Origin of the sequence: Actinomadura sp. NPDC047616 (genome assembly GCF_040642915.1) — a bacterium.
GTDB lineage: Bacteria > Actinomycetota > Actinomycetes > Streptosporangiales > Streptosporangiaceae > Spirillospora > Spirillospora miaoliensis.
Genome location: NZ_JBEYTB010000031.1, coordinates 18,676 through 36,454, shown reverse-complemented (window position 1 = coordinate 36,454; position 17,779 = coordinate 18,676). Strand labels below are relative to the sequence as shown.

Below are 17,779 nucleotides of genomic sequence, written 5' to 3'. Positions count from 1 at the left end.
CCGACAAATCCCAAAAAGGACAGTCGAGACGTCAGTCAGTCGGTGGGTCAGACCCACCTGCGGCGTCACCACGAACATCATCACTGTCAGTCGGTGAGCTGGATGTCGCGCAGTTCGGACAGTTCGGTCTCGGTGCGCGGCGTGCGCCAGCGCACCCGGCACTCACGGCCCGACAGCTGCACCGTCGCGATCGCGTTGTCGAACCACGGCCCCTCGGTGATGCGCCACCGCAGCGGCGGCGGAGCGACCTTGGCCAGCCGCGCCAGCAGCCGGAACGCCCCCGCCGTGCCCGGCACGGTGGCGATCTTGTTGGCCCAGCGGAACGTGCCCAGCAGCTGGTTGCGGAACGGCGAGCACACGATCTGCGAGATCGTCGACGTGGTGTCCGGGGAGGTGACCCGCGCCAGGTAGGAGTAGTGGATGTCGCCGGACAGGAACGAGATGCTCGCCGGGGCGGCACCGCGCTCACCGCGCGCCACCGCGAGCACGTCCTCGGCCACCGCGCGGAACGAGGCGTTGAACGCGGCCCAGTGCTCCAGGTCGGCCGCCTGCCGCATCTTCTCGCCGACCCACGCGCCGCTCTTTCCCCAGGCGCCCTCGGCCATCGCCTCGTTCCAGTTCTCGGCGTTGTGGATCGTCCGCGGCAGCAGGTACGGCAGCGAGCTGGCGATCAGCAGGTGGTCGCGGTCGCCCTGGCACTGCTCGTCCAGCCAGCGGAACTCCTCGTCGTCCAGCATGCCGCGGCGCTCGGAGGTCAGCAGCCGGGAGCAGCGGCTGTCCACGACGACCAGGCGGGTGCCGCCCCAGTCGTGCGCGTAGCTCCAGCGCGTGGACGCCGGGTCGCGGTCGGCCCGGTCGGCGAACTCGTCCAGGATCTCGGCGCCGTCGCCGCCGTGCTCGGAGGCCGCGAGCACCGCCTTGTACACCGGGTCGGCCGCACGCTCCTCCGGCGCCAGGTTGCCCAGGTGCTGGTAGATCCAGTAGGAGCCGATGCCGCCGATGATCCGGTCGCGCCACCACGGCGTGGCCTCCATCTGCTGCCGCCACGCGTAGGAGGTGTTCCAGTCGTCCCGGATGTCGTGGTCGTCGAAGACCGTGTAGGTGGGGACGGTGGACAGCAGCCAGCGCACCGCCGGGTCGTCGCGCCAGGCCAGCCGGTACAGGTAGGTGTAGTCCTCGAAGTCGGCCAGCTCGTCGTAGGGCTCCTGGCCGGCCTTGCGGCGCTGCGCGATGAACGCGCGCATCTCGTCGCTCAGCTCGTCGGCGTACACCTGGTCGCCGACCATCAGCAGCACGTCCGGCCGCTCGCCGCCGCTCGCCAGCGCGTGGCCGTAGGCGGCCAGCGCGTCCAGCCCGTGCCGGTTGGCCTTGTCGGGGGAACGGCGGCACGACCCGAACGCGATCTTCAACGTGTCGGGTTCGCTCGCCATCGTGCGGATGAGGCTCGGGGGAAACGGGGACTGGGGCTCCGGCCACACCGTCTCACCGTCGAGCGTCACCTCGTACGGCACCGTGGAGCCGGGCTCCAGGGTGTCGACGTCGACGATGGCGTAGTGGTGCCCATGCAGGGTGAACGTCCGAGCCGCGGCGTCCACGCCGTGCTCCCGTGACACGACGCGCACCTCGCAGGGGGCGTCGGTCTCCACCCAGACGGTGGCGGTTCGCTCGCTCACATGCCTGAGCAGGGGCCCGAGTACCAAGGCGGTCATAGCTGGCTCTCTATCGAACGGGGGATGGCCATGTCCATCATTCCGCTCGTTTCCCGCGGTCTCCCGGGCCCCTGCCAAATCCCTTAGCGGGCGTTCACGGATACGACGTTGTAGGGCGTGGTCGGAGTGGGGGTGGTGGTGAAGCGCGCGTTGGGCATGTAAAGGCGTCCCGTGAACGCGGCCACAGTCGTCGGTACGTCGAAGCGGGGGTCGGTAATGCGGCGGAGCACCTCGGCTGACGTGCCCTTGTCGTTCACCTTCAGCACGGCCACGGCGTTGGTGCGGTTCTGCACCACGTAGAGGGTGTTGCCCCGCAGCAGCAGGCCGTCGCCGTTGACCACGGACTCGCCGCCCAGGTCAACGGCGCGCGTGACGCCCGTCCTGGGGTCGACCCTGAACAGCTTGCCCGTGGTGCTCTGCACGACGAACAGGCCCTTGCCGTCGGGCGTCCTGGCGATGCCGTTGGCGTTGTGCCCGGCCGGGTCGTAGACGAAGTCGCCCGACAGCGGAAGACGCTGCGCGGCCTTGGGGAGCTTGCCGCCGCGTCCCAGCGCGAGCTTGTAAAGGGCCGGCTGGGGCGACATCGAGTCGGTGAACCAGGCCGCGTCCCCGGTGAGCACCACGTCGTTGATGAACGTGGTGCCGCTGCCCAGCTGGTAGGTGGCCAGCACCTTTCCGGTACGGGTGTCGATGACACGGGCGTTGCCGGCGTTCCCTCCGGAGGCGAACAACCGCCCGGCGGCGTCGATCTTCACCCCGGTCGTCGGGGTGCCGGGGCCCTGGCTGATCACCTTGCCCCGGCCGGTGCGCAGGTCGGCGCGGTAGATGCTGCCGTCCGCGAGCGAGCCCAGGTAGGCGTACGGCCCGGGGCCGATCGCGATGCCCTCGGGCCGGAACCCGTCCGGCAGCGCGAACGTCGCCGGGTACGTCGTGTGGTGCTGCGCGACGACGCCCGCGGGCGCGGCCGCGGCGTGTGCGGCGGGCGCCGTGGCGGCGACCAGCCCGACGGCGGCCAGCGAGGCCGCGGCCACGGTGATTCGGCGGCTCATGGAGATCGTCCCTTCTCTCATGCGACCAAGATTTCCAGGGACGCGCCGTCCGGGAAAGCCCTTTCCCATGACCGGACCGCGCCACCCGGCCCCCTGCCGCACCGGCCTCCACGCCAGTGCCGCCCCACCCCCCAACACGATCAAGCCGCCGTCCCGGTTCCCGCGCACCGCGTCAACGCCGCTCAACCTCGGGCGCCGGGCCTGCATGGGCAAAACGACGTAGATCAATTTCCATGGAAGGAAGATCTATGTCAGAGTTCTTCCTCCAGCGACAGGTGTGACGTTTACCTATCAGGTGCATACTTAGGGGGAGGCCGACGGTTGAAGGTGTACTTCGCCGATCGGCGACTGCGCGATCGATGTGCCGATGATCGGGAACTGCGGAAGGAGTACGGCGCCGAGGGAGCCAAGAAGATCAGGCTGCGGCTGGCGGTCCTGGCGGCGGCCGAGTCGCTGGACGACGTCATGCGCGCCCCTGGCAAGTGCCATCCCCTTCAAGGGGACCGCGCGGGCTGTTACGCCATGATGCTGCATGCGGGCTGGCGCCTGGTCTTCCAGCTGTTCACGGGGAGGGACGGCGAGGAGAGCGTGTTCCGGTTGATCGCCATCGAAGACGGGCAGGAAGCGCCGGGCGCCCCGGGCGAGGTGGCCGCACTGGCCACCGAGATCGTTGACTACCACGGATGAATGACCGGGATCGGGGGAGGAGGAGCGACGGTGACCAAGGATCCTGTGGTTGACGTCTATCCGGCGGGCGAGCCGAACTACGCCGTGCCTCCCGGCGAGACCATCAGGGAGTTCCTGGACGAACTCGGCATGAGCCAGCGGCAGCTCGCCGTCCGGCTGGGGCTGACGGCCAAGCATGTCAACCAGCTGATCCAGGGGCTGGTTCCGTTGTCCCCCGAGGTGGCCCAGCGGCTCGAACTGGTGACCGGCATGTCGGCACGGATGTGGAACCGGCTGGAGGCCGACTACCAGTCCGCACGGCAGCGTCTGCGCCATCGCGGGGACATGGCGGAACTGACCGCTTGGCTGGCGGAGATGCCCGTCGCCGAACTGGTCCGGCGTGGTGACCTTCCCGCCGAGACGGACGATCCCCGTGACCGCGTTCATCAGCTTCTGATGTTCTTCGGCGTCGCACACGTGTCGACCTATCGGGAGCTGTACGAAGCGCCCGCGATCGACTTCCAGCGCACCAGGGCACCCGGCGCCAGGCCAGGCGCGGTCGCGACGCTCCTACGGCTCGCCGAGCTCAAGGCCCGCGATATCGCCTGCGATCCGTACAGCCGGCAAGGTCTCGAAGCGTCACTCGACAAGCTCCGGCAATTGACGGTGCAGCCGCCGGGCGTGCTGCTGCCGCTGATGCGCGACATCTGCGCGCGCAACGGCATCGCCGTCGTCATCGTCCCGGATTTCGCCGACACGCACGTGAAGGGCATGACCCGGTGGTTGTCGGCGGACAAGGCGATGGTCGCGTTGAGCACTCATCACGACAGTGCGGGCGAGTTGTGGTTCACGTTCTTCCGGGCGATCTATCAGGTCCTCAGACACGGCCGGACCAAGTCGATGGTGTGGATCCATGACGGCCGTCCCGGCGTCGACCCGATGGAGCGCGAGGCGGACGCGTTCGCGCGTGACCTGCTGATCCCGCCCGACCAGGCGGCCGGCCTTGCCTCGCTGGACAGTCCGGACGAGGTGCGGAGGTTCGCCGACCGGATCGGTGTCGCCGTGAGCGTGGTGGCCGCACGCCTGCCCGGCAAGGCGCGCATCCGGGGCAAGCACTCTCGCGAGATCGACTTCTCGGAGTTCTGCCCCGCCTAGGTGAGTGAGTCCAAGGGGTGTGCTCGGCGTGCCGTGGTGACGGCCTGGGACACCGGGTGGGCGTCGTCTGTGGCTTTGTTGCTATTCGTTGGGCGCGGGGAGGGGGGAGTGCGGAACTCCGGTCTGAGCGGCTGTTTTCTCGGCGTCCTGCGTTGCGGCCCACGTGCCGAGCAACCGGAGCGCCTCTGCGGAGTGCGATCCGGGTTCCGCCGCGTAGGCGTAGAGCCAGCGCTCCCCGTCCTGGAGTCGCAGCGCCTCGACCTGCATGGTGAGCTCGCCGACGACGGGGTGGCGGAATCGCTTGGGGCCGCGGCATCGCGCGTCGACATCGTGCTCGGCCCACCAGGTGCGGAACTCGGGACTGGCGACGGACAGTTCGCCGATCAGCGCGTGCAGTTTCCTGTCGCGTGGGTAGCGGCCCGCCGCCTCCCGGAGGACCCCGACGCTCACGCGCGCGTTCATCTCCCAGTCGGTGAAGAGCTCGCGCGTCGACGGCTGCAGGAACAGCCAGCGCGGGTGGCTGGCCGCCGCGGACGGCATCGGTTCGAGTCCCACCAGCAGCGCCCGTCCCATGCGGTTCATCGCGTGCACGTCTCCGCGCGAGTCGATGATCATCGCGGGGGTCGTGAAGCTGTCGAGCATCAGCCGCATGCCCGCGTCGAGGGGGCGAGCCGCAGATCGTCGGGCTTGGACGCGGCGACGGTCGACCGGACGAGGCGGTGGAGGTGGAGCCTCTCGACCTCGGCCAGCCGCAGCGCGCGGGCGATCGCGTCGAGCACCTGATCGGACGGCTGGAGGCGGCGGCCCTGCTCAAGGCGTGCGTAATAGTCGAGGCTCACGCCGGCCAGCATCGCGACCTCCTCGCGTCGCAGGCCCGGGACGCGGCGTTGGCCGCCGGCCTCGATGCCCACCTCCTCGGGCCGCACGCGCGCCCGCCGGGTGCGCAGGAATTCCCGCAGCTCACCGTTCTTGGCCATGCCCCAACGGTAAGGGCCGGGTGCGCCGGCGTGGGTGGGTCTGTGCGTCCGAGGATGCCGCCACCACTTGTCCGGGTGGCCGCCGGCTCATCCGGCGGCCACGTCGTCCAGCCGGCCGTGCGCGGCTACTCAGGCGATCTGAGTAGCCGCGCGGTGCCCTCCGGCTCGCCGGGACGGGAGCCTGGACGGCATGAGGCGAACGTTCGGACGCGCACTGGCGGCCACCCTGCTGGTCATGGTCCTGAGCATGGCCGACTGGGCGGCCTGGCTCGGCTGGGACCAGCACGAGGACGAGCTGCCGGACGGCAGCGTCCGCGGGCCCTACGAGGCCTGGCAGGTGATCGGCCTGGTCGGCCTCCTGCTGGTCATCGGCGTCGTCGTCGCCCGCCGCCTGTCGGCCGTGGCCGCCGTGCTGGGCGCGACGCTGGGCATGACGGCGGCCGCGGCCTACGACTGGTCGGACGACGCCAGCGGCCTGTGGGTCATCGGGGCGGGGCTCGTCATGCTCGGCACCTTCGTCGTGAGCCTCTTCGTCGCGGTCCTCGCGCGCTTCGTCAGGCGTCCCGCGCACTGACCGCCGTGCCCGGCGTCGACATCGGGGGCGTCGACGCCGGGTCGGGGATCGCCCGTCTCAGCGGGGCACGAGGACGACCTTGCCGCGGTTGGCCCGTGCCTCGATGACACGGTGGGCCTCGGCCGCGTCCTCCAGGGGAAGTGACGCGTGGACGGCGGGGCGCAGGCGGCCGTCGATGTGCAGCCGCCACAGCTCGCGCTGGTGGCGTTCGTACACGTCGCGCCGCAGGCCGGCCAGGTGGGCCATCGCGAAGCCGATGACGGCCGTGCCCCGCATGCGCAGCTCGTTGACGTCCACCTGCCCGCCCACGCCGTTGAACGAGACGAGCCGTCCCAGCGGGGCGAGCGCCCGCAGGCAGGACGTCTGCACCTCGCCTCCGACGCCGTCCAGGACGATGTCCACCGGGTCTCCCCAGTCGTCCTGGTCGTAGGTGACGACGTGGTCCGCGCCCAGCTCGCGGACGAACCCCGCCTTGGCGACGTCGCCCACGGCGGCGACCACCCGGCTCGCGCCCAGCGCGACCGCCAGCTGCACCGCCAGATGACCGACCCCTCCGGCGGCCGCGGTGACCAGCACGCTGTCGCCCTTGGCGAAGCCGCCCGCGTGCAGTGCGCCCCACGCCACCTGGCCGCTGCGCGACACCAGCAGCGCCGCATGGTCGTCGACCGCGTCGGGCACGGGCGTCATGAACGTGGCGGACACCGCGGCGTACTCGGCGTAGGCGCCGCTGAAGGCCAACCCGGTGACCCGCTGGCCGATCCGCCAGCCCGAGGCGCCCGGGCCGATCGCCGCGACCCGTCCGACGATCTCGCCGCCGGGCGTGTGCGGCAGCGGTACCCCGGCGCCTTCCGGGGAGCCGTGGGTGAGCCGGACGACCGGGAGCGTCACCCCGATCGCGTCGACCTCGACCAGCAGTTCCCCTTCTCCGGGCTCGGGTGTGGGCACCTGCTCGGCTCGCAGCACCTCAGGGCCGCCGTACTGGTGAAAACGTACTGTGCGCATCGCTGACCTTCCTTTCGTGACCGGGGGAGGGACGTCCGGCCGCGCGGGGTGCGCGGCCGGACGGCGTCGTCACGGCGTGTTCCTGATCAGCATGCGCTCTCCTCTCCGACTGACTTCAACGATGTTGAAGTTCAACGGTGTTGAAGTCTGCGCCATACTGGTCGGGCGCGTCAACCGGATAGGGAGGGACCGCGATGCGGCTGACCCGCGACCAGGTGGTCGCCGGAGGGCTCGACCTGCTGGACGAGGTGGGCCTGGACGGGCTGACGATGCGGCGGCTGGCGGCGTCGCTGGGCGTCCAGAACGGCGCGACGTACTGGCACTTCTCCAGCAAGCAGGCCCTGCTGGAGGCCATGGCCGACCGCATGCTCGCCGACGTCGCCGCCGGGCTCGACGCCGGCCTGCCATGGGACGGGCGGATCGTCGAGACGGCCCGCCGGCTGCGGAGGGCGCTGCTGTCCCGGCGCGACGGCGCCCGCCTGTTCTCGGGGGTCTTCTTCCCCCTGCCCAACGCCCTCGCCTACGGCGAGACGATGATCGGCGTCCTGCGCGACGCGGGCCTCGGCGCCCGTGACGCCGTGTGGGCGGTGGACGCCCTCACCTACTACGTCGTCGGCCACGCCGCCGAGGAGCAACTCGCCGCCGCGGTGCCCGAGGCCGCCGCCGACCGCCTCACCGCCGCGCTCGACCCCGAGCGTCACCCGCACATGCTGGCCGCGGCGGACGACCTGGCCGCGCCGCACCCGGAGGAGCACTTCACCTACGGCCTGGAACTCCTCATCGAAGGGATCCGCGGGAAGATCCGTCAGTTGTAGATGGCGGCGCCCCTGGAGCCGGTGATCTTGTCCTCGTCCCCGTCGCGGGCCTTCGGCTCGAAACGGACGACGGCGCCCGTGTGGTCGATCTTCCGCACGGTGACGGTGAGGCCGGCGCCGAGGCTGAACCTGCCGGTTCCCCGGTTGTACGCCTGCACGGACTCGCCGTTCGTCCGGATGACGACATAGGTCATCTTGTTGGGCGGCACGTGCGTGACGAGGAACGTCGTGATGCCGAACCTCGGGGCCAGCGGTATGGCGGTGGACCTGCCCCGGACGACGATCTCGCAGTCGGCGTCCTTGCACGCCTTCACGTCGGCGCCGTCCGCCCCGGTCAGCGCGGGATGCGGCAGCGGAAGCAACGGGGTGGCGGTCGCGCTCTTCTCCGCCGTGGGATGGTCGGACGACGAGGAGCATCCGGCCGCCATGAGCACGGGAACGAGCAGCGGGAACGCACGCCTGACGAGCGTGATGTGACTCATGGTAGGTCTTCATAGCAGAGCGTGACCGAAAGGGATCCCGGACGTGCCCGCGCGTCAGGGATCCTGAACCGTTCCGTGGTCTTGTAGGTAGACAGAACGTTCTATATGCTTCCGTGTCATGGACGACGCCAGCGGACGCACACCCCCCGCCCGGGAACGGATCCTGCAAGCCGCCGACCAGCTCTTCTACGCCAACGGCATCAACTCGACCGGCGTCGACGGCGTGATCGAGGCCGCCGGGGTCGCGCGGATGACCTTCTACAAGCACTTCAAGGGCAAGGACGGGCTGATCCTGGCCTACCTCGACGGCCGCGAGGTGCGCTGGCAGGCGCTGCTCGACCGCTGCATCACGCAGGCCGGGGACGACCCCCGCGCCCGCCTGCTCGCCGTCTTCGACGCGCTCAGGGAATGGGCGACCTCGCAGACCCGGTACCGCGGCTGCTCCTTCGTCAACGCCATGGCGGAACTGGCCGACCCCGACCACCCCGCCCGCACCGTGGTCACCTCGTACAAGCGCTCCCTGCGCGACCGCATCTTCGAACTTGCGCAAGCGACCGGCGTGGCCGATCCCGGCCTGCTCACCGACCAGCTTCTGCTGGTCTACGAGGGTGCCATCTCGAATCGAACCTTCGGCAACGTGGACGACGCCTGCGACAAGGCCCGTACGACGGCCCGCCAACTGATCGCCATGGCTTGAGCTCGCGTCCGAGAGCGGAGACGGTCGTGGGGTACCCGTCCCGCTAAGGAGAGCCCATGGCGCACATCGAACTGGACAACGACGCCCCCGGAATCCTCGGCCTGATGCACTACCGTCCGGAGACCGCGGGCCCCCTGAACGCCCTGGCCGAGGTACTGCTGCGCGGCGACAGCACCCTGACGCGCGGCGAACGCGAACTGATCGCCGCCTACGTGTCCAACCGCAACGAGTGCCGCTTCTGCGAACGCTCCCACGCAGCCTTCGCCGCCGCCCAGCTCGACGAGGGCATGACCCTGGTCGACCAGGTACGCGCCGACCTGGACAGCGCGCCGGTCTCGGCGAAGATGCGCGCCCTGCTGCACATCGCGGGCGCCGTCCAACGCAGCGGCCGCGACGTCACCGACAAGCACATCGCCGCCGCCCGCGACGCCGGCGCCACCGACGTGGAGATCCACGACACCGTCCTGATCGCCGCCGCCTTCTGCATGTACAACCGCTACGTGGACGGCCTCGCCGCCACCACCCCCGACGACCCCGCCATGTACGAAGCCGTAGCCGAAAACCTCATCAAAACCGGCTACCAACACCTGACCTGACCTCCGTCCGAAAGGCCGAAGGGGCCGACCCCACGTCGGCCCCTTCCCTACGGCCGCGGACTGCCAGGGCCGCCCATGAACAGGCCCCCGCCGAACCAACGCGACGGGGCCAACGAACGTGTTCTCACCGAGAACGGTGCTCCACCCAAGCCCGCCCGGCCTGAGCAGCACGGGCGCGAAAGCCCTTGGCCTCGTCCGGGCCATGGAGAGCCTTGTACTCCCGGAACAACGTCCACAGCGCCGCGACCCCGGTAACGACGTCGGCGGACGCACTGCCCCACCCGGGATGATCGGCCACGAACGCTTCGGCTTGGGCGGGACTATGCCCGGCCTCAATGAGACGGGGCACCAGGAACGCCGCGTCGAGCCAAGAGGGCCCGGCACAGGCGAAAGCCCAGTCGATCACCATGACCCCAGCCCGGGTGACCTGGAAGTTGCCGGGATGGGGGTCGTAGTGCAGCAGAAACGGCCCTGTCACAGCCTCCAGAAAGAAGCCGGCCACCGCTTCCGCGTACATCGCCCAGTGCGGCTCGTCCGGCCGCTTGGCCAGCAGAGCGGCGGCCTTCTCCTGGAGCGCGGCCAGGTTGTCGCCCACGGGCGGAGCGTTCTGCCAGGCGTGCCGCGAGTTGACACGCCTCATTGCCTCCAGAACGCCGGGAAGGTCGGGCGAGCCGGGCGAAAGATCGGCGCCCCGCCCGTCCAGGTGCTCGAAGACCAGCGAAACCCAGCCCTCAGAGTCGCCCGACCACAACATCCGAGGTGCGGGGACGTCACCCATCGCCCGATTGGCGTCGCGCTCCCGCCGATACAGCCGGGCGGCGGGCTGCTCGCCGGGGATCCCCTTGAAGAAGAAGGCCCGGTCGCCGGTGTGCAGACGCGCAGCCAGACCCGGCATCAGCCCGCCGGTGACGGCCTCGGCCTTGAGGATCTGGCCGAAACGAGCCTCGATGACGGCCCGGTGCGCTTCGGGAACGGCCTCCCAGTGCAGTGAACTCACCTCAGGCACCCCTAGGATCGTCCGCGCATCCGGCATAACACTGGCTGCACTTGCTGGACGGGACTCCCCGCCGCCCGCATCGCCGCGACGGTAACCCCGACCACCTCCACCCCGCGCGTCCTCTCGCCAAAATCGCTGGATTCCCTGGGACACATTTCATTCCCCTGCGTGGGGAGGGGGCAGTGCGCGCAACGGCGGTGACCATCGCGTGGTGACTGATGGGGACGGTGTCGTGGTGGGTCTTGCTCAGGGGGCGGGGGTGGGGGCGCCTTCCAGGTGGCGGACGAGGAGTTCGGCGGTCTCCTGGAGGTCGATGAGAGGACGCCGGACGCAGCGGCCCGGCTCGGGCCGCCAGCAGAAGTGCTCCGGGAGGACCCAGACGTTCAGGCCGGGCAGTTCCACCACGGAGACGCCTTCCTCGTCGCTGCTGCGCCTGCCGGTGTAGCCGCGTTTGCCGAGGTTCAGCATGAGCGTTTGTGCGGCCGTGCCGGGGTGGACGCGCAGGTGGCGGCCCGGCCAGCGGAAGGGTAGTGGAAGCGCGAACCAGACGGTCTTGCCAGGCGTGTGGTGCGCGGACAGCCGTGACCGAGACGGGCCGGTTCCCCAGTCGGCGGTGACTGCGGCGACCAGGCCGAGTCCCTTGCCGTGCTCGTCCAGCAGATCGGTACCGGTGGGGCGGGGGAGGGCGTGTCTGGCGCAGTCGAAGAGCGAGACGACGAGTTGCGGCGCGGGGACCGTCCGCGCCCATATCCACAGCTCCGGGGCGGTGTCCGCGGTCTCCGCGGTGACCGGTTGGGGGTGCGCGTGCCGCAGCGCGTTGGTGGCCGTCTCGGACACCGCGAGCTTGCCGTCTTCGATGAGGTCGCGCTCCAGGCCGAGCCCGGCCATGACCTGGTGCAGCAAGGACCGCGCCGCAGCCGGCCCGCGCTCGTCGGCCGGAAGCCGCCATGCGCACGCACCACCCGCGGCCAGGTTAGGGGGACGAAACATCACCATCGGGAGCCACTTCCTTGGCTACGTCTTGTTTATGAGTTGGTGCCGCGAAGTGGGACAAACGCTCCCATTTCACTGATCACCATGTGCACTCGAACTGTCACCGTTAGTGTTGACTGAGACAAGCGCAATGTGCAACGTTTCTCTTCAAGACGTTTCATGATTTTTTGGCCATCACCCCTCGATCGGGGTTTTGAAGCGGGGAGACTCCAGCCATGGCGGCGAGCATCGAAACGTTCCGTGGGAGGCAACTCCGTCGCGAGCTGTTGCGCCTACGCGAGGAGATCGGACTCTCGATGGAGGAGGCGGCAGCGCGGCTTGACTGGTCCAAGGCCAAGATCTCGCGTATCGAGACTGGGCGGACTCGGGTGACGCCGGGCGACGTGCGCCTCATGCTGGAGGAATATGGGATTGCGGACGATCAAAAGCGCCAGGCTCTGATCACTTTGGCGAGGGAGGCCCGCAAGCCGGCATGGTGGCACAAGTACTCCGATGTGATCGTCAGCCCCTATGTCGGCTTCGAGGCGGAAGCCTCGGCCGTGCGGACCTACCAGGCCCAAGTGATCCCGGGCCTCCTTCAGACCAGGGGCTACATCAAAGCGCTGCTCAGCTCTGTGCGGCCCGCCCTGCCTGACAGCGAGATCGACCGCCGCATGGAGGCGCGCATGGCAAGACAGGCTCGCCTCACAGGGGATGACGCTCTTCATCTGTGGGCGGTCATCGACGAGACGGTGCTCCACCGGCTGGTCGGCGGAAGGGCCGTCATGAACGAGCAGTTGGACCGGCTACGCGAGGTGGCACGGCTCCCCAACGTCACGCTCCAGGTCCTGCCGTTCGAGGCCGGTCCCCACTCGGCGATGGGCGTCCCCTTCGTGATCCTGGACTTCGCCGGACCGATGCCCGTCAGCGGTGTGTATCTGGAACACCTCACTGGTGAGCTGTATCTTGAGGATGAGTCTGATATTTCCGGATACAACCACGCTTTTGATCATCTCCGTGCCAAGGCGCCGGATCCAGAAAGAGTCATCGTATTGATCGATGAGATCGCAGCGCGGCTGTAGACAATAAGGAAGGTCAGTGATGAAGGTTTCGGACTTTAGGGCAGCTGCATGGCGCAAGAGCTCCTACAGCCTGCCGACGCAGTCGGACTGTGTTGAGGTTGCGCGGGTCGGGACCGTCAACGCGGTTCGTGACTCCAAGGATCCCGAGGGCGCGTTCCTGGTCGTGACGTGCGGCGCATGGAGTGGTCTGCTGTCGGAGATCAAGCAGGGGAACTACGACCTCTGAGCCTGGCGCCTGCCCCAGGCGGAAGGGTAGGCGGAGTGCTCATGGTGGATCTCACCAAAGTCGCCTTTCCACAGAGAAGGCAGCGGCTGCGTCGCTGCTGGGCGCCCGGTCGGCCTGCCCGAACTGGTCCGGGTAGCCGGATCCCGGCGGAGCGACGAAACATCACCATCGGGAGCCACCTCTGGGACCGTAGAGAGCAGGCCGGACAGCTCCCCGCCCGGGGCGCCGGCTTGCGGTCTTCGAAGGTCCGCAACGCACGCAAACGGCAGTTGCGCACCGGCCGCCAGGAAGGATCGAGTCGCTCTCGTGGACTTGAGGATGCTGCGTGATATCGCCACCATCGCTGATCCGATCGAGCGGGCGCGGGCGGTCAGTCGCGCCATGACCGAGCAGCAGGGCCTCACGGAGGAGGCCGCGCGGATTCGCCGCGGCGCGATCGCCGAGGCTCGGGAGGCGGGGCACAGCCTGGAGGAGATCGCCAGAGCGCTCGGTGTCACGCCCGGTCGCGTCTCGCAGATGCGCAAGGGCCCCGCGGCCAAGGCGCCGGCGGCGCCGGTGAGCCAAGGGCCGAAGGTCATCGTGCAGCGCGCCTTGCCGACCGACCCGGCGACGCGCGGGTCGGCGTCGCTGTTCATGACCGAAGCCGAGCGGCAGGGGATCCGGCCGGGACGCCGCATGCTGTACGTCGGTCTCGAACCTGCGTCCGAGCACGTCGCGGCGTGCCTGCGGGTGAATCCGGGGGACGAGATCATCGCGCGGCGGAAGATGATGACCGCCAACGACGTAACGGTGCGGATCGCCACGTCGTACTTCCGGGCCGACCTGTTCGGCGGCACGCGCATCGCCGAGCCCGAGTTCGTCAAGCCGTCCCTGCAGGCCTCGATCGAGGCGCTCGGGTACACCTTCGGTCACGCCGAGGAGACGCTGACCGCCCGTCCGGCGACGCGGTTCGAGGCCGACACGCTGGAACTGGACCCGGGCGAGTGGGTGGTGCAGGTGCTGCGGGCGTCCTACTCAACCGAAGACACACCTGTGCACACGCTGGAGACGATCTGCGCCGCCACGCGTCATATCTTCACTATCGGACAGGTCGGCGGCCTCGACGAGTTCTGAGTTCATTCCTGTCACACAACCGCCAAGCTGGACCGGTCACCGCCGGGGCCACGCTCCGCGACGCCCTTGTGCAGCCAGCCGACGCAGTCGGACTGCGCCACCGCCTAGCTGGCGGGGTCATGTGGCGGTGATGGTGTTGGTCGGGTCGTCTCGCCAGACCTGCTGGCCGGTGGCGGTGATGGTCATCCCGAACCGGTTCCGGCCGGGGCTGCCCCAGCCGACCCACCGAAGGTAGGCGTCGGCCACCTCGTCCCACAGCCGCCGGGGTCCGGCCTGGTGGACGAGGTGTTCGCGGGCGCCGGGCCGGTGCCGGCAGCAGGCCCAGGAGGTCCCGGCGGTGTCGGCCAGGATCAGGCACCAGCGGCCTTCTCCGCCTTCGCCGTCGCTGCCGTCGTCGTGGGGGCGGGTGGAGCGTTCGGCGCCCATCACGTCGGGCAGCATCCCGGCGATCGCCACGTCGGCGCCGTAGGAGTCGCCGACGACGGTGCGCGGGTCCAGCAGCGTCATCGACTCCTCCACGCCGGGCACACCGGCGGGCTCATCGGGCACCTGCAGTTGGGGGCCGCGCTGGGCGCGCAGCATCATGTACGAGGCCGATCCGTGGAACCGGCCGATGGCGCGGCCGTCGCCGGTCACCGTCAGGCGGGCCTTGTGGCCTCCGGCGAACTCGGGCATCCAGGGGAACACCAGGACCCCGCCGGGCCGGGTCTGCCGCACCCACGCGTACGGCACCGTGGTGACGCCGCAGGTGACGTGAACCCGGTCGTAGGGTGCGCCGTCGGGTGCGCCGTCGGCGCCCTCGCCGGTGAGCAGGGTCGGGGTGAACCCGGCGGCGCGCAGGTTGGCCGCCGCCTGCTCGGCCACGGCGGGATCGACCTCGACCGAGGTGACGCGGTCGTCGCCGAGCCGGGCCGACAGCAGCGCGGCTGTCCATCCGGTGCCGGTGCCGATCTCCAGGACCCGGTCGCCGGGGCGCGGGGCCAGCAGCTCCAGGAACGTCATGACCGCTCCAGGTGCCGACAGTGAGGAGGTCCACGGCCCCTGCCCGGTGGCGGGGTCGGCGTCGCCGTCGGCGATCTGGGTGATGATGGCCGCGTCGGCGTACGCGCCGTCCCACCAGCCGCGGGGATCGGCGGCCCGGTCGATCGTGTGCGCGACGCCTGGCCCGTCGGGCACGCACCAGGCCCGCGCGGGCGTGAACAGGTGACGCGGAGCGGCGTGCATCGCCTGCCGCCACTCGGGCCGGGTCAGATCCCCGGCCGCGGCGAGCCGGTCGGCCAGCTGGTCGATCAGCCGTCCGGTGGGCGCCGCCGCATGCCCCGGCCCGGTGATCTGGTCGGTGAGCTGGTCACGGCCGGTGGGGGTGTTCACTTGCCGCGCTTCCCGCCGCCGCCGCTGTTGTCGTCGTCCTTCTTGTCCGGGGGAATGTCTTTGTCGGGACGGTGCCTGTCGCCGGTGTTGTCGTGCTTGCCCATCACAGGGTCCTCTCCGTCACTGCTGATCAAGGCCCTAGGCGCTGCGTTGACGGCCGCCGTCGCGGGTCGCCCGGGGCGGTCCCTCGGGGGCTTGCAGGAAGGAAAACACACGAGCACGGAGCGCACCATGAGGGCTACGCAACTGTGACAGCCGCGCGCGGTCCAGGCGGGGGACGGGTTCCATTCGGCCCGCATCGTGTCGCACACCCCTGCGGCGACGACCGTGCACGCCCACGCCGTCGCCGCCACCTAGCGGGGTCACGCGGCGGTGGGTTCGTCATGGTGAGCCTGGACACCACCGTGATGCACGTCGCCGGAGCCGCGATCCCAAGCCGCCACGTCACTACAGACCCGCTGCCCAGCCGGATGATCCGCAGCAGGCGCTGCCCCCGTCATCGATCTCGCGGACGCGTACTCGCTCAGCCACGAGCACAGCTTCCCTGCTGCGCGTTGCCGGCGAGTGTCATTCCGTCGGCGTGCCGATCCGAAGCCGGTTGCCGTCAGGGTCGCGCAGTTCAATCTCGCGTGCCCACGGAGCGTCCTGCGCCTTCACACCGAACTCGGAGGCGATGGCCTCGACGTCACGAACGCGGAGGTAGACCAACGTGTCGGGGCGGGCATCGCCCTTGTGCTCCGACAGGAACAATCGCACCCCGCCCCGGGCGACCTCGACGAACGCGGGAAGTCCCGGTTCGAAGCGGTGTTCCCACTGCTTGGCGAAGCCCAGTCGCTCGTACCAGGCAACCGCCGCCGCAGCATCCGCAACGCGAAGAATGGGAATGACTTCCTCGTTGTCCATGGCGCCATCGTCGCAGACCGCCCAGGCGAACGTTGCCTGATGCGGCACTGGGACCGCTTACTGCGACTTCGTCTGGATCCAGTCTCCGGAACTGTCGGCGACGGCCGACGTGGCGAGCATCGAGGTCCGGCGGATGCCGCCGGGCTAAATAATGGGCGTCGGCCAGGCTTTATGGCGGGAGCGGCGGCAGGTGCGGGCCATTCATCTGACCGGAATCACCCACATCGCGCATGTCCATTATGTGCTCGGCGTTATCAGGGTTAGGCTGGTTTGGAGAGGTAGTAGTAGAGCGAGATGTCCTCGGGGGCGTGGAGTCTTTCTTCGCCGCCGCCGACCATGAGCACCCAGCCTTTGGGGGTCGATCCGTAAGCTGGGCCGGGTTTCGTTATGGTGAACGGTCCGGTTCCGTTCTGGGCCCAGACTTTTGCCCCGAAGGTGACCTTGTGGCCGTCGCGGGTGCGGTACTTCGCCATGCGCTACTTGATATCAGCCTGACATGCTGCCGCCAAGATTCCAGGACGGTTCGTTGGCCTGTCCGGGTGGTCGGCGTCTCGGACGCCGATTGGACCACGGGCCAGTACGGGGGTTCAGGACACCGGCGGCATTCAGCAGCAGCACCGGTCGCCGGGCGCGGTGGTGAGCCTCGTCCGGGTGAGGTCGGCCTTACCGGTGGTGCCGCATTGGTTCGCGGTGCTGGACGTGCACGGAGTGGAGGGGCCTGCGTCGGTCAGTGGCGTCCCAGGAGATTGTCGGCGACGTTCTCCAGGTGGCGGCGCATGGCGTCCTGGGCGCTTTCGGGGTCGCGGTCGCGCAGGGCCTCGACGATGGCGGTGTGCTCGCTGTGGTAGCAGCGCATGCGCTCGGGCGTGGATGTGCGGCGTTTGAGACTGCCCCAGATCGGCAGGCTGCGCGCGGTGTTCATGACGTCGAACATGCTCAGCAGGAGCCCGTTGTGGGCGGCCTGCGCGATGGCGTGGTGGAGCCGGGTGTCCCACGTCTCGAAGTCCTGGTGGTCGTCGCTCTGGCCGCCTCGGTCGAGACAGTGCGCGATGCGGTCCAGGTCGGCTTGGGTGGCGACGCGGGCGGCCAGCGCCGCGACCGGAGGCTCGATCAGCAGCCGGACCTGCATGATCTCGGCGGGGCTGGTGTCGGCCGGGGCGACCTCGTCCGGCGGGACGGCGGCCTCGGTCAGGAAGGTGCCGCGTCCGACCTGGCGGACGACCAGCCCCTCCTGTTCCAGCACGCCCAGGGCGCGGCGGATGGCGCTGCGGGGGGCGGCAAGGCGTTCGACCAGGGCGCGCTCGGTGGGCAGCTTGGCGCCGGGCCCCAGCGCGCCACTGCGAATGCCCTCCCGCAGCAGGGTCCGCAGCGACTGCTCCACTGTGATCACCGC

Annotated in this window: 21 protein-coding genes; 9 read left to right on the top strand and 12 right to left on the bottom strand. The window is 69.7% G+C overall.

Going from position 1 to position 17,779, the window contains the following annotated elements; all coding sequences use genetic code 11:
• Positions 1-86: 86 nt before the first annotated feature.
• Together ABZ801_RS40785 and ABZ801_RS40780 are read right to left on the bottom strand one after the other, a co-directional pair.
• Positions 87-1,673, bottom strand: coding sequence for an alkaline phosphatase D family protein (locus ABZ801_RS40785; protein WP_360709120.1), 1,587 nt, complete (start codon positions 1,671-1,673; stop codon positions 87-89).
• A gap of 119 nt (positions 1,674-1,792) precedes the next feature.
• Positions 1,793-2,758 (bottom strand): superoxide dismutase, encoded by a 966-nt coding sequence (locus ABZ801_RS40780; RefSeq protein ID WP_360709118.1) that lies wholly within the window; start codon positions 2,756-2,758, stop codon positions 1,793-1,795.
• 321 nt (positions 2,759-3,079) lie between these two features.
• Here ABZ801_RS40780 and ABZ801_RS40775 point away from each other — a divergent pair, with 321 nt between their 5' ends.
• Together ABZ801_RS40775 and ABZ801_RS40770 are read left to right on the top strand one after the other, a co-directional pair.
• A complete protein-coding gene (locus ABZ801_RS40775; protein ID WP_360709115.1) occupies positions 3,080-3,445 on the top strand; it encodes a type II toxin-antitoxin system RelE/ParE family toxin in 366 nt (121 codons plus the stop codon).
• A gap of 30 nt (positions 3,446-3,475) precedes the next feature.
• Positions 3,476-4,579 (top strand): HigA family addiction module antitoxin, encoded by a 1,104-nt coding sequence (locus ABZ801_RS40770; RefSeq protein ID WP_360709113.1) that lies wholly within the window; start codon positions 3,476-3,478, stop codon positions 4,577-4,579.
• An 81-nt stretch (positions 4,580-4,660) separates the two neighbouring features.
• Here the strand turns inward: ABZ801_RS40770 and ABZ801_RS40765 are convergent, their stop codons facing one another.
• Together ABZ801_RS40765 and ABZ801_RS40760 are read right to left on the bottom strand one after the other, a co-directional pair.
• A complete protein-coding gene (locus ABZ801_RS40765) occupies positions 4,661-5,230 on the bottom strand; it encodes a hypothetical protein (RefSeq protein ID WP_360709110.1) in 570 nt (189 codons plus the stop codon).
• Positions 5,221-5,556, bottom strand: coding sequence for a helix-turn-helix transcriptional regulator (locus tag ABZ801_RS40760; protein WP_360709107.1), 336 nt, complete (start codon positions 5,554-5,556; stop codon positions 5,221-5,223). The genes ABZ801_RS40765 and ABZ801_RS40760 overlap by 10 nt, the downstream gene beginning before the upstream one ends.
• 190 nt (positions 5,557-5,746) lie before the next feature.
• Here ABZ801_RS40760 and ABZ801_RS40755 point away from each other — a divergent pair, with 190 nt between their 5' ends.
• The gene (locus tag ABZ801_RS40755; RefSeq protein WP_360709104.1) at positions 5,747-6,130 is read left to right on the top strand and encodes a hypothetical protein; all 384 of its coding nucleotides are present in this window, start codon (positions 5,747-5,749) and stop codon (positions 6,128-6,130) included.
• A gap of 57 nt (positions 6,131-6,187) precedes the next feature.
• Here the strand turns inward: ABZ801_RS40755 and ABZ801_RS40750 are convergent, their stop codons facing one another.
• The gene (locus ABZ801_RS40750; RefSeq protein ID WP_360709101.1) at positions 6,188-7,132 is read right to left on the bottom strand and encodes a zinc-binding dehydrogenase; all 945 of its coding nucleotides are present in this window, start codon (positions 7,130-7,132) and stop codon (positions 6,188-6,190) included.
• A 194-nt stretch (positions 7,133-7,326) separates the two neighbouring features.
• On the opposite strand from ABZ801_RS40750, the gene ABZ801_RS40745 reads away from it, so the two are divergent.
• Complete coding sequence (locus tag ABZ801_RS40745) at positions 7,327-7,947, top strand: TetR/AcrR family transcriptional regulator C-terminal domain-containing protein (RefSeq protein ID WP_344958836.1); 621 nt, start codon at positions 7,327-7,329, stop codon at positions 7,945-7,947.
• Here the strand turns inward: ABZ801_RS40745 and ABZ801_RS40740 are convergent.
• Positions 7,938-8,429, bottom strand: a complete 492-nt coding sequence (locus ABZ801_RS40740) for a hypothetical protein (RefSeq protein WP_360709098.1) — start codon at positions 8,427-8,429, stop codon at positions 7,938-7,940. The genes ABZ801_RS40745 and ABZ801_RS40740 overlap by 10 nt on opposite strands.
• Positions 8,430-8,547: 118 nt before the next feature.
• On the opposite strand from ABZ801_RS40740, the gene ABZ801_RS40735 reads away from it, so the two are divergent.
• Both ABZ801_RS40735 and ABZ801_RS40730 read left to right on the top strand, forming a co-directional pair.
• Positions 8,548-9,126: a TetR/AcrR family transcriptional regulator gene (locus ABZ801_RS40735; protein WP_344958839.1), complete on the top strand. Its 579-nt coding sequence runs from the start codon at positions 8,548-8,550 to the stop codon at positions 9,124-9,126.
• Positions 9,127-9,182: 56 nt separating this feature from the next.
• Positions 9,183-9,722: a carboxymuconolactone decarboxylase family protein gene (locus ABZ801_RS40730; protein WP_360709096.1), complete on the top strand. Its 540-nt coding sequence runs from the start codon at positions 9,183-9,185 to the stop codon at positions 9,720-9,722.
• 124 nt (positions 9,723-9,846) lie between these two features.
• Here ABZ801_RS40730 and ABZ801_RS40725 read toward each other — a convergent pair whose 3' ends face one another.
• Together ABZ801_RS40725 and ABZ801_RS40720 are read right to left on the bottom strand one after the other, a co-directional pair.
• Positions 9,847-10,728, bottom strand: a complete 882-nt coding sequence (locus ABZ801_RS40725; protein ID WP_360709094.1) for an aminoglycoside phosphotransferase family protein — start codon at positions 10,726-10,728, stop codon at positions 9,847-9,849.
• 237 nt (positions 10,729-10,965) lie between these two features.
• Positions 10,966-11,709, bottom strand: coding sequence for an ATP-binding protein (locus ABZ801_RS40720; protein ID WP_360709125.1), 744 nt, complete (start codon positions 11,707-11,709; stop codon positions 10,966-10,968).
• A 218-nt stretch (positions 11,710-11,927) separates the two neighbouring features.
• On the opposite strand from ABZ801_RS40720, the gene ABZ801_RS40715 reads away from it, so the two are divergent.
• From ABZ801_RS40715 to ABZ801_RS40705, 3 genes are all read left to right on the top strand, one after another.
• Positions 11,928-12,773 carry a helix-turn-helix transcriptional regulator gene (locus ABZ801_RS40715; protein WP_360709091.1) on the top strand — a complete coding sequence of 282 codons (846 nt, stop codon included), beginning with the start codon at positions 11,928-11,930 and terminating at the stop codon, positions 12,771-12,773.
• Positions 12,774-12,792: 19 nt separating this feature from the next.
• Positions 12,793-12,999, top strand: a complete 207-nt coding sequence (locus tag ABZ801_RS40710; RefSeq protein ID WP_360709089.1) for a DUF397 domain-containing protein — start codon at positions 12,793-12,795, stop codon at positions 12,997-12,999.
• A 318-nt stretch (positions 13,000-13,317) separates the two neighbouring features.
• Entirely contained in the window at positions 13,318-14,112 is a 795-nt protein-coding gene (locus ABZ801_RS40705; RefSeq protein ID WP_360709087.1) for a UTRA domain-containing protein, read from the top strand.
• A gap of 117 nt (positions 14,113-14,229) precedes the next feature.
• Here ABZ801_RS40705 and ABZ801_RS40700 read toward each other — a convergent pair whose 3' ends face one another.
• The 4 genes from ABZ801_RS40700 to ABZ801_RS40685 all read right to left on the bottom strand — a co-directional run bounded on the left by ABZ801_RS40700 (position 14,230) and on the right by ABZ801_RS40685 (position 17,776).
• Positions 14,230-15,483: a methyltransferase domain-containing protein gene (locus ABZ801_RS40700; protein ID WP_360709084.1), complete on the bottom strand. Its 1,254-nt coding sequence runs from the start codon at positions 15,481-15,483 to the stop codon at positions 14,230-14,232.
• A gap of 567 nt (positions 15,484-16,050) precedes the next feature.
• Positions 16,051-16,386 (bottom strand): glyoxalase superfamily protein, encoded by a 336-nt coding sequence (locus tag ABZ801_RS40695; RefSeq protein ID WP_360709081.1) that lies wholly within the window; start codon positions 16,384-16,386, stop codon positions 16,051-16,053.
• Between the two features lie 260 nt (positions 16,387-16,646).
• Positions 16,647-16,859, bottom strand: a complete 213-nt coding sequence (locus ABZ801_RS40690) for a hypothetical protein (RefSeq protein ID WP_344958852.1) — start codon at positions 16,857-16,859, stop codon at positions 16,647-16,649.
• Positions 16,860-17,113: 254 nt separating this feature from the next.
• Positions 17,114-17,776: a FadR/GntR family transcriptional regulator gene (locus ABZ801_RS40685; RefSeq protein WP_360709078.1), complete on the bottom strand. Its 663-nt coding sequence runs from the start codon at positions 17,774-17,776 to the stop codon at positions 17,114-17,116.
• Positions 17,777-17,779: the final 3 nt, after the last annotated feature.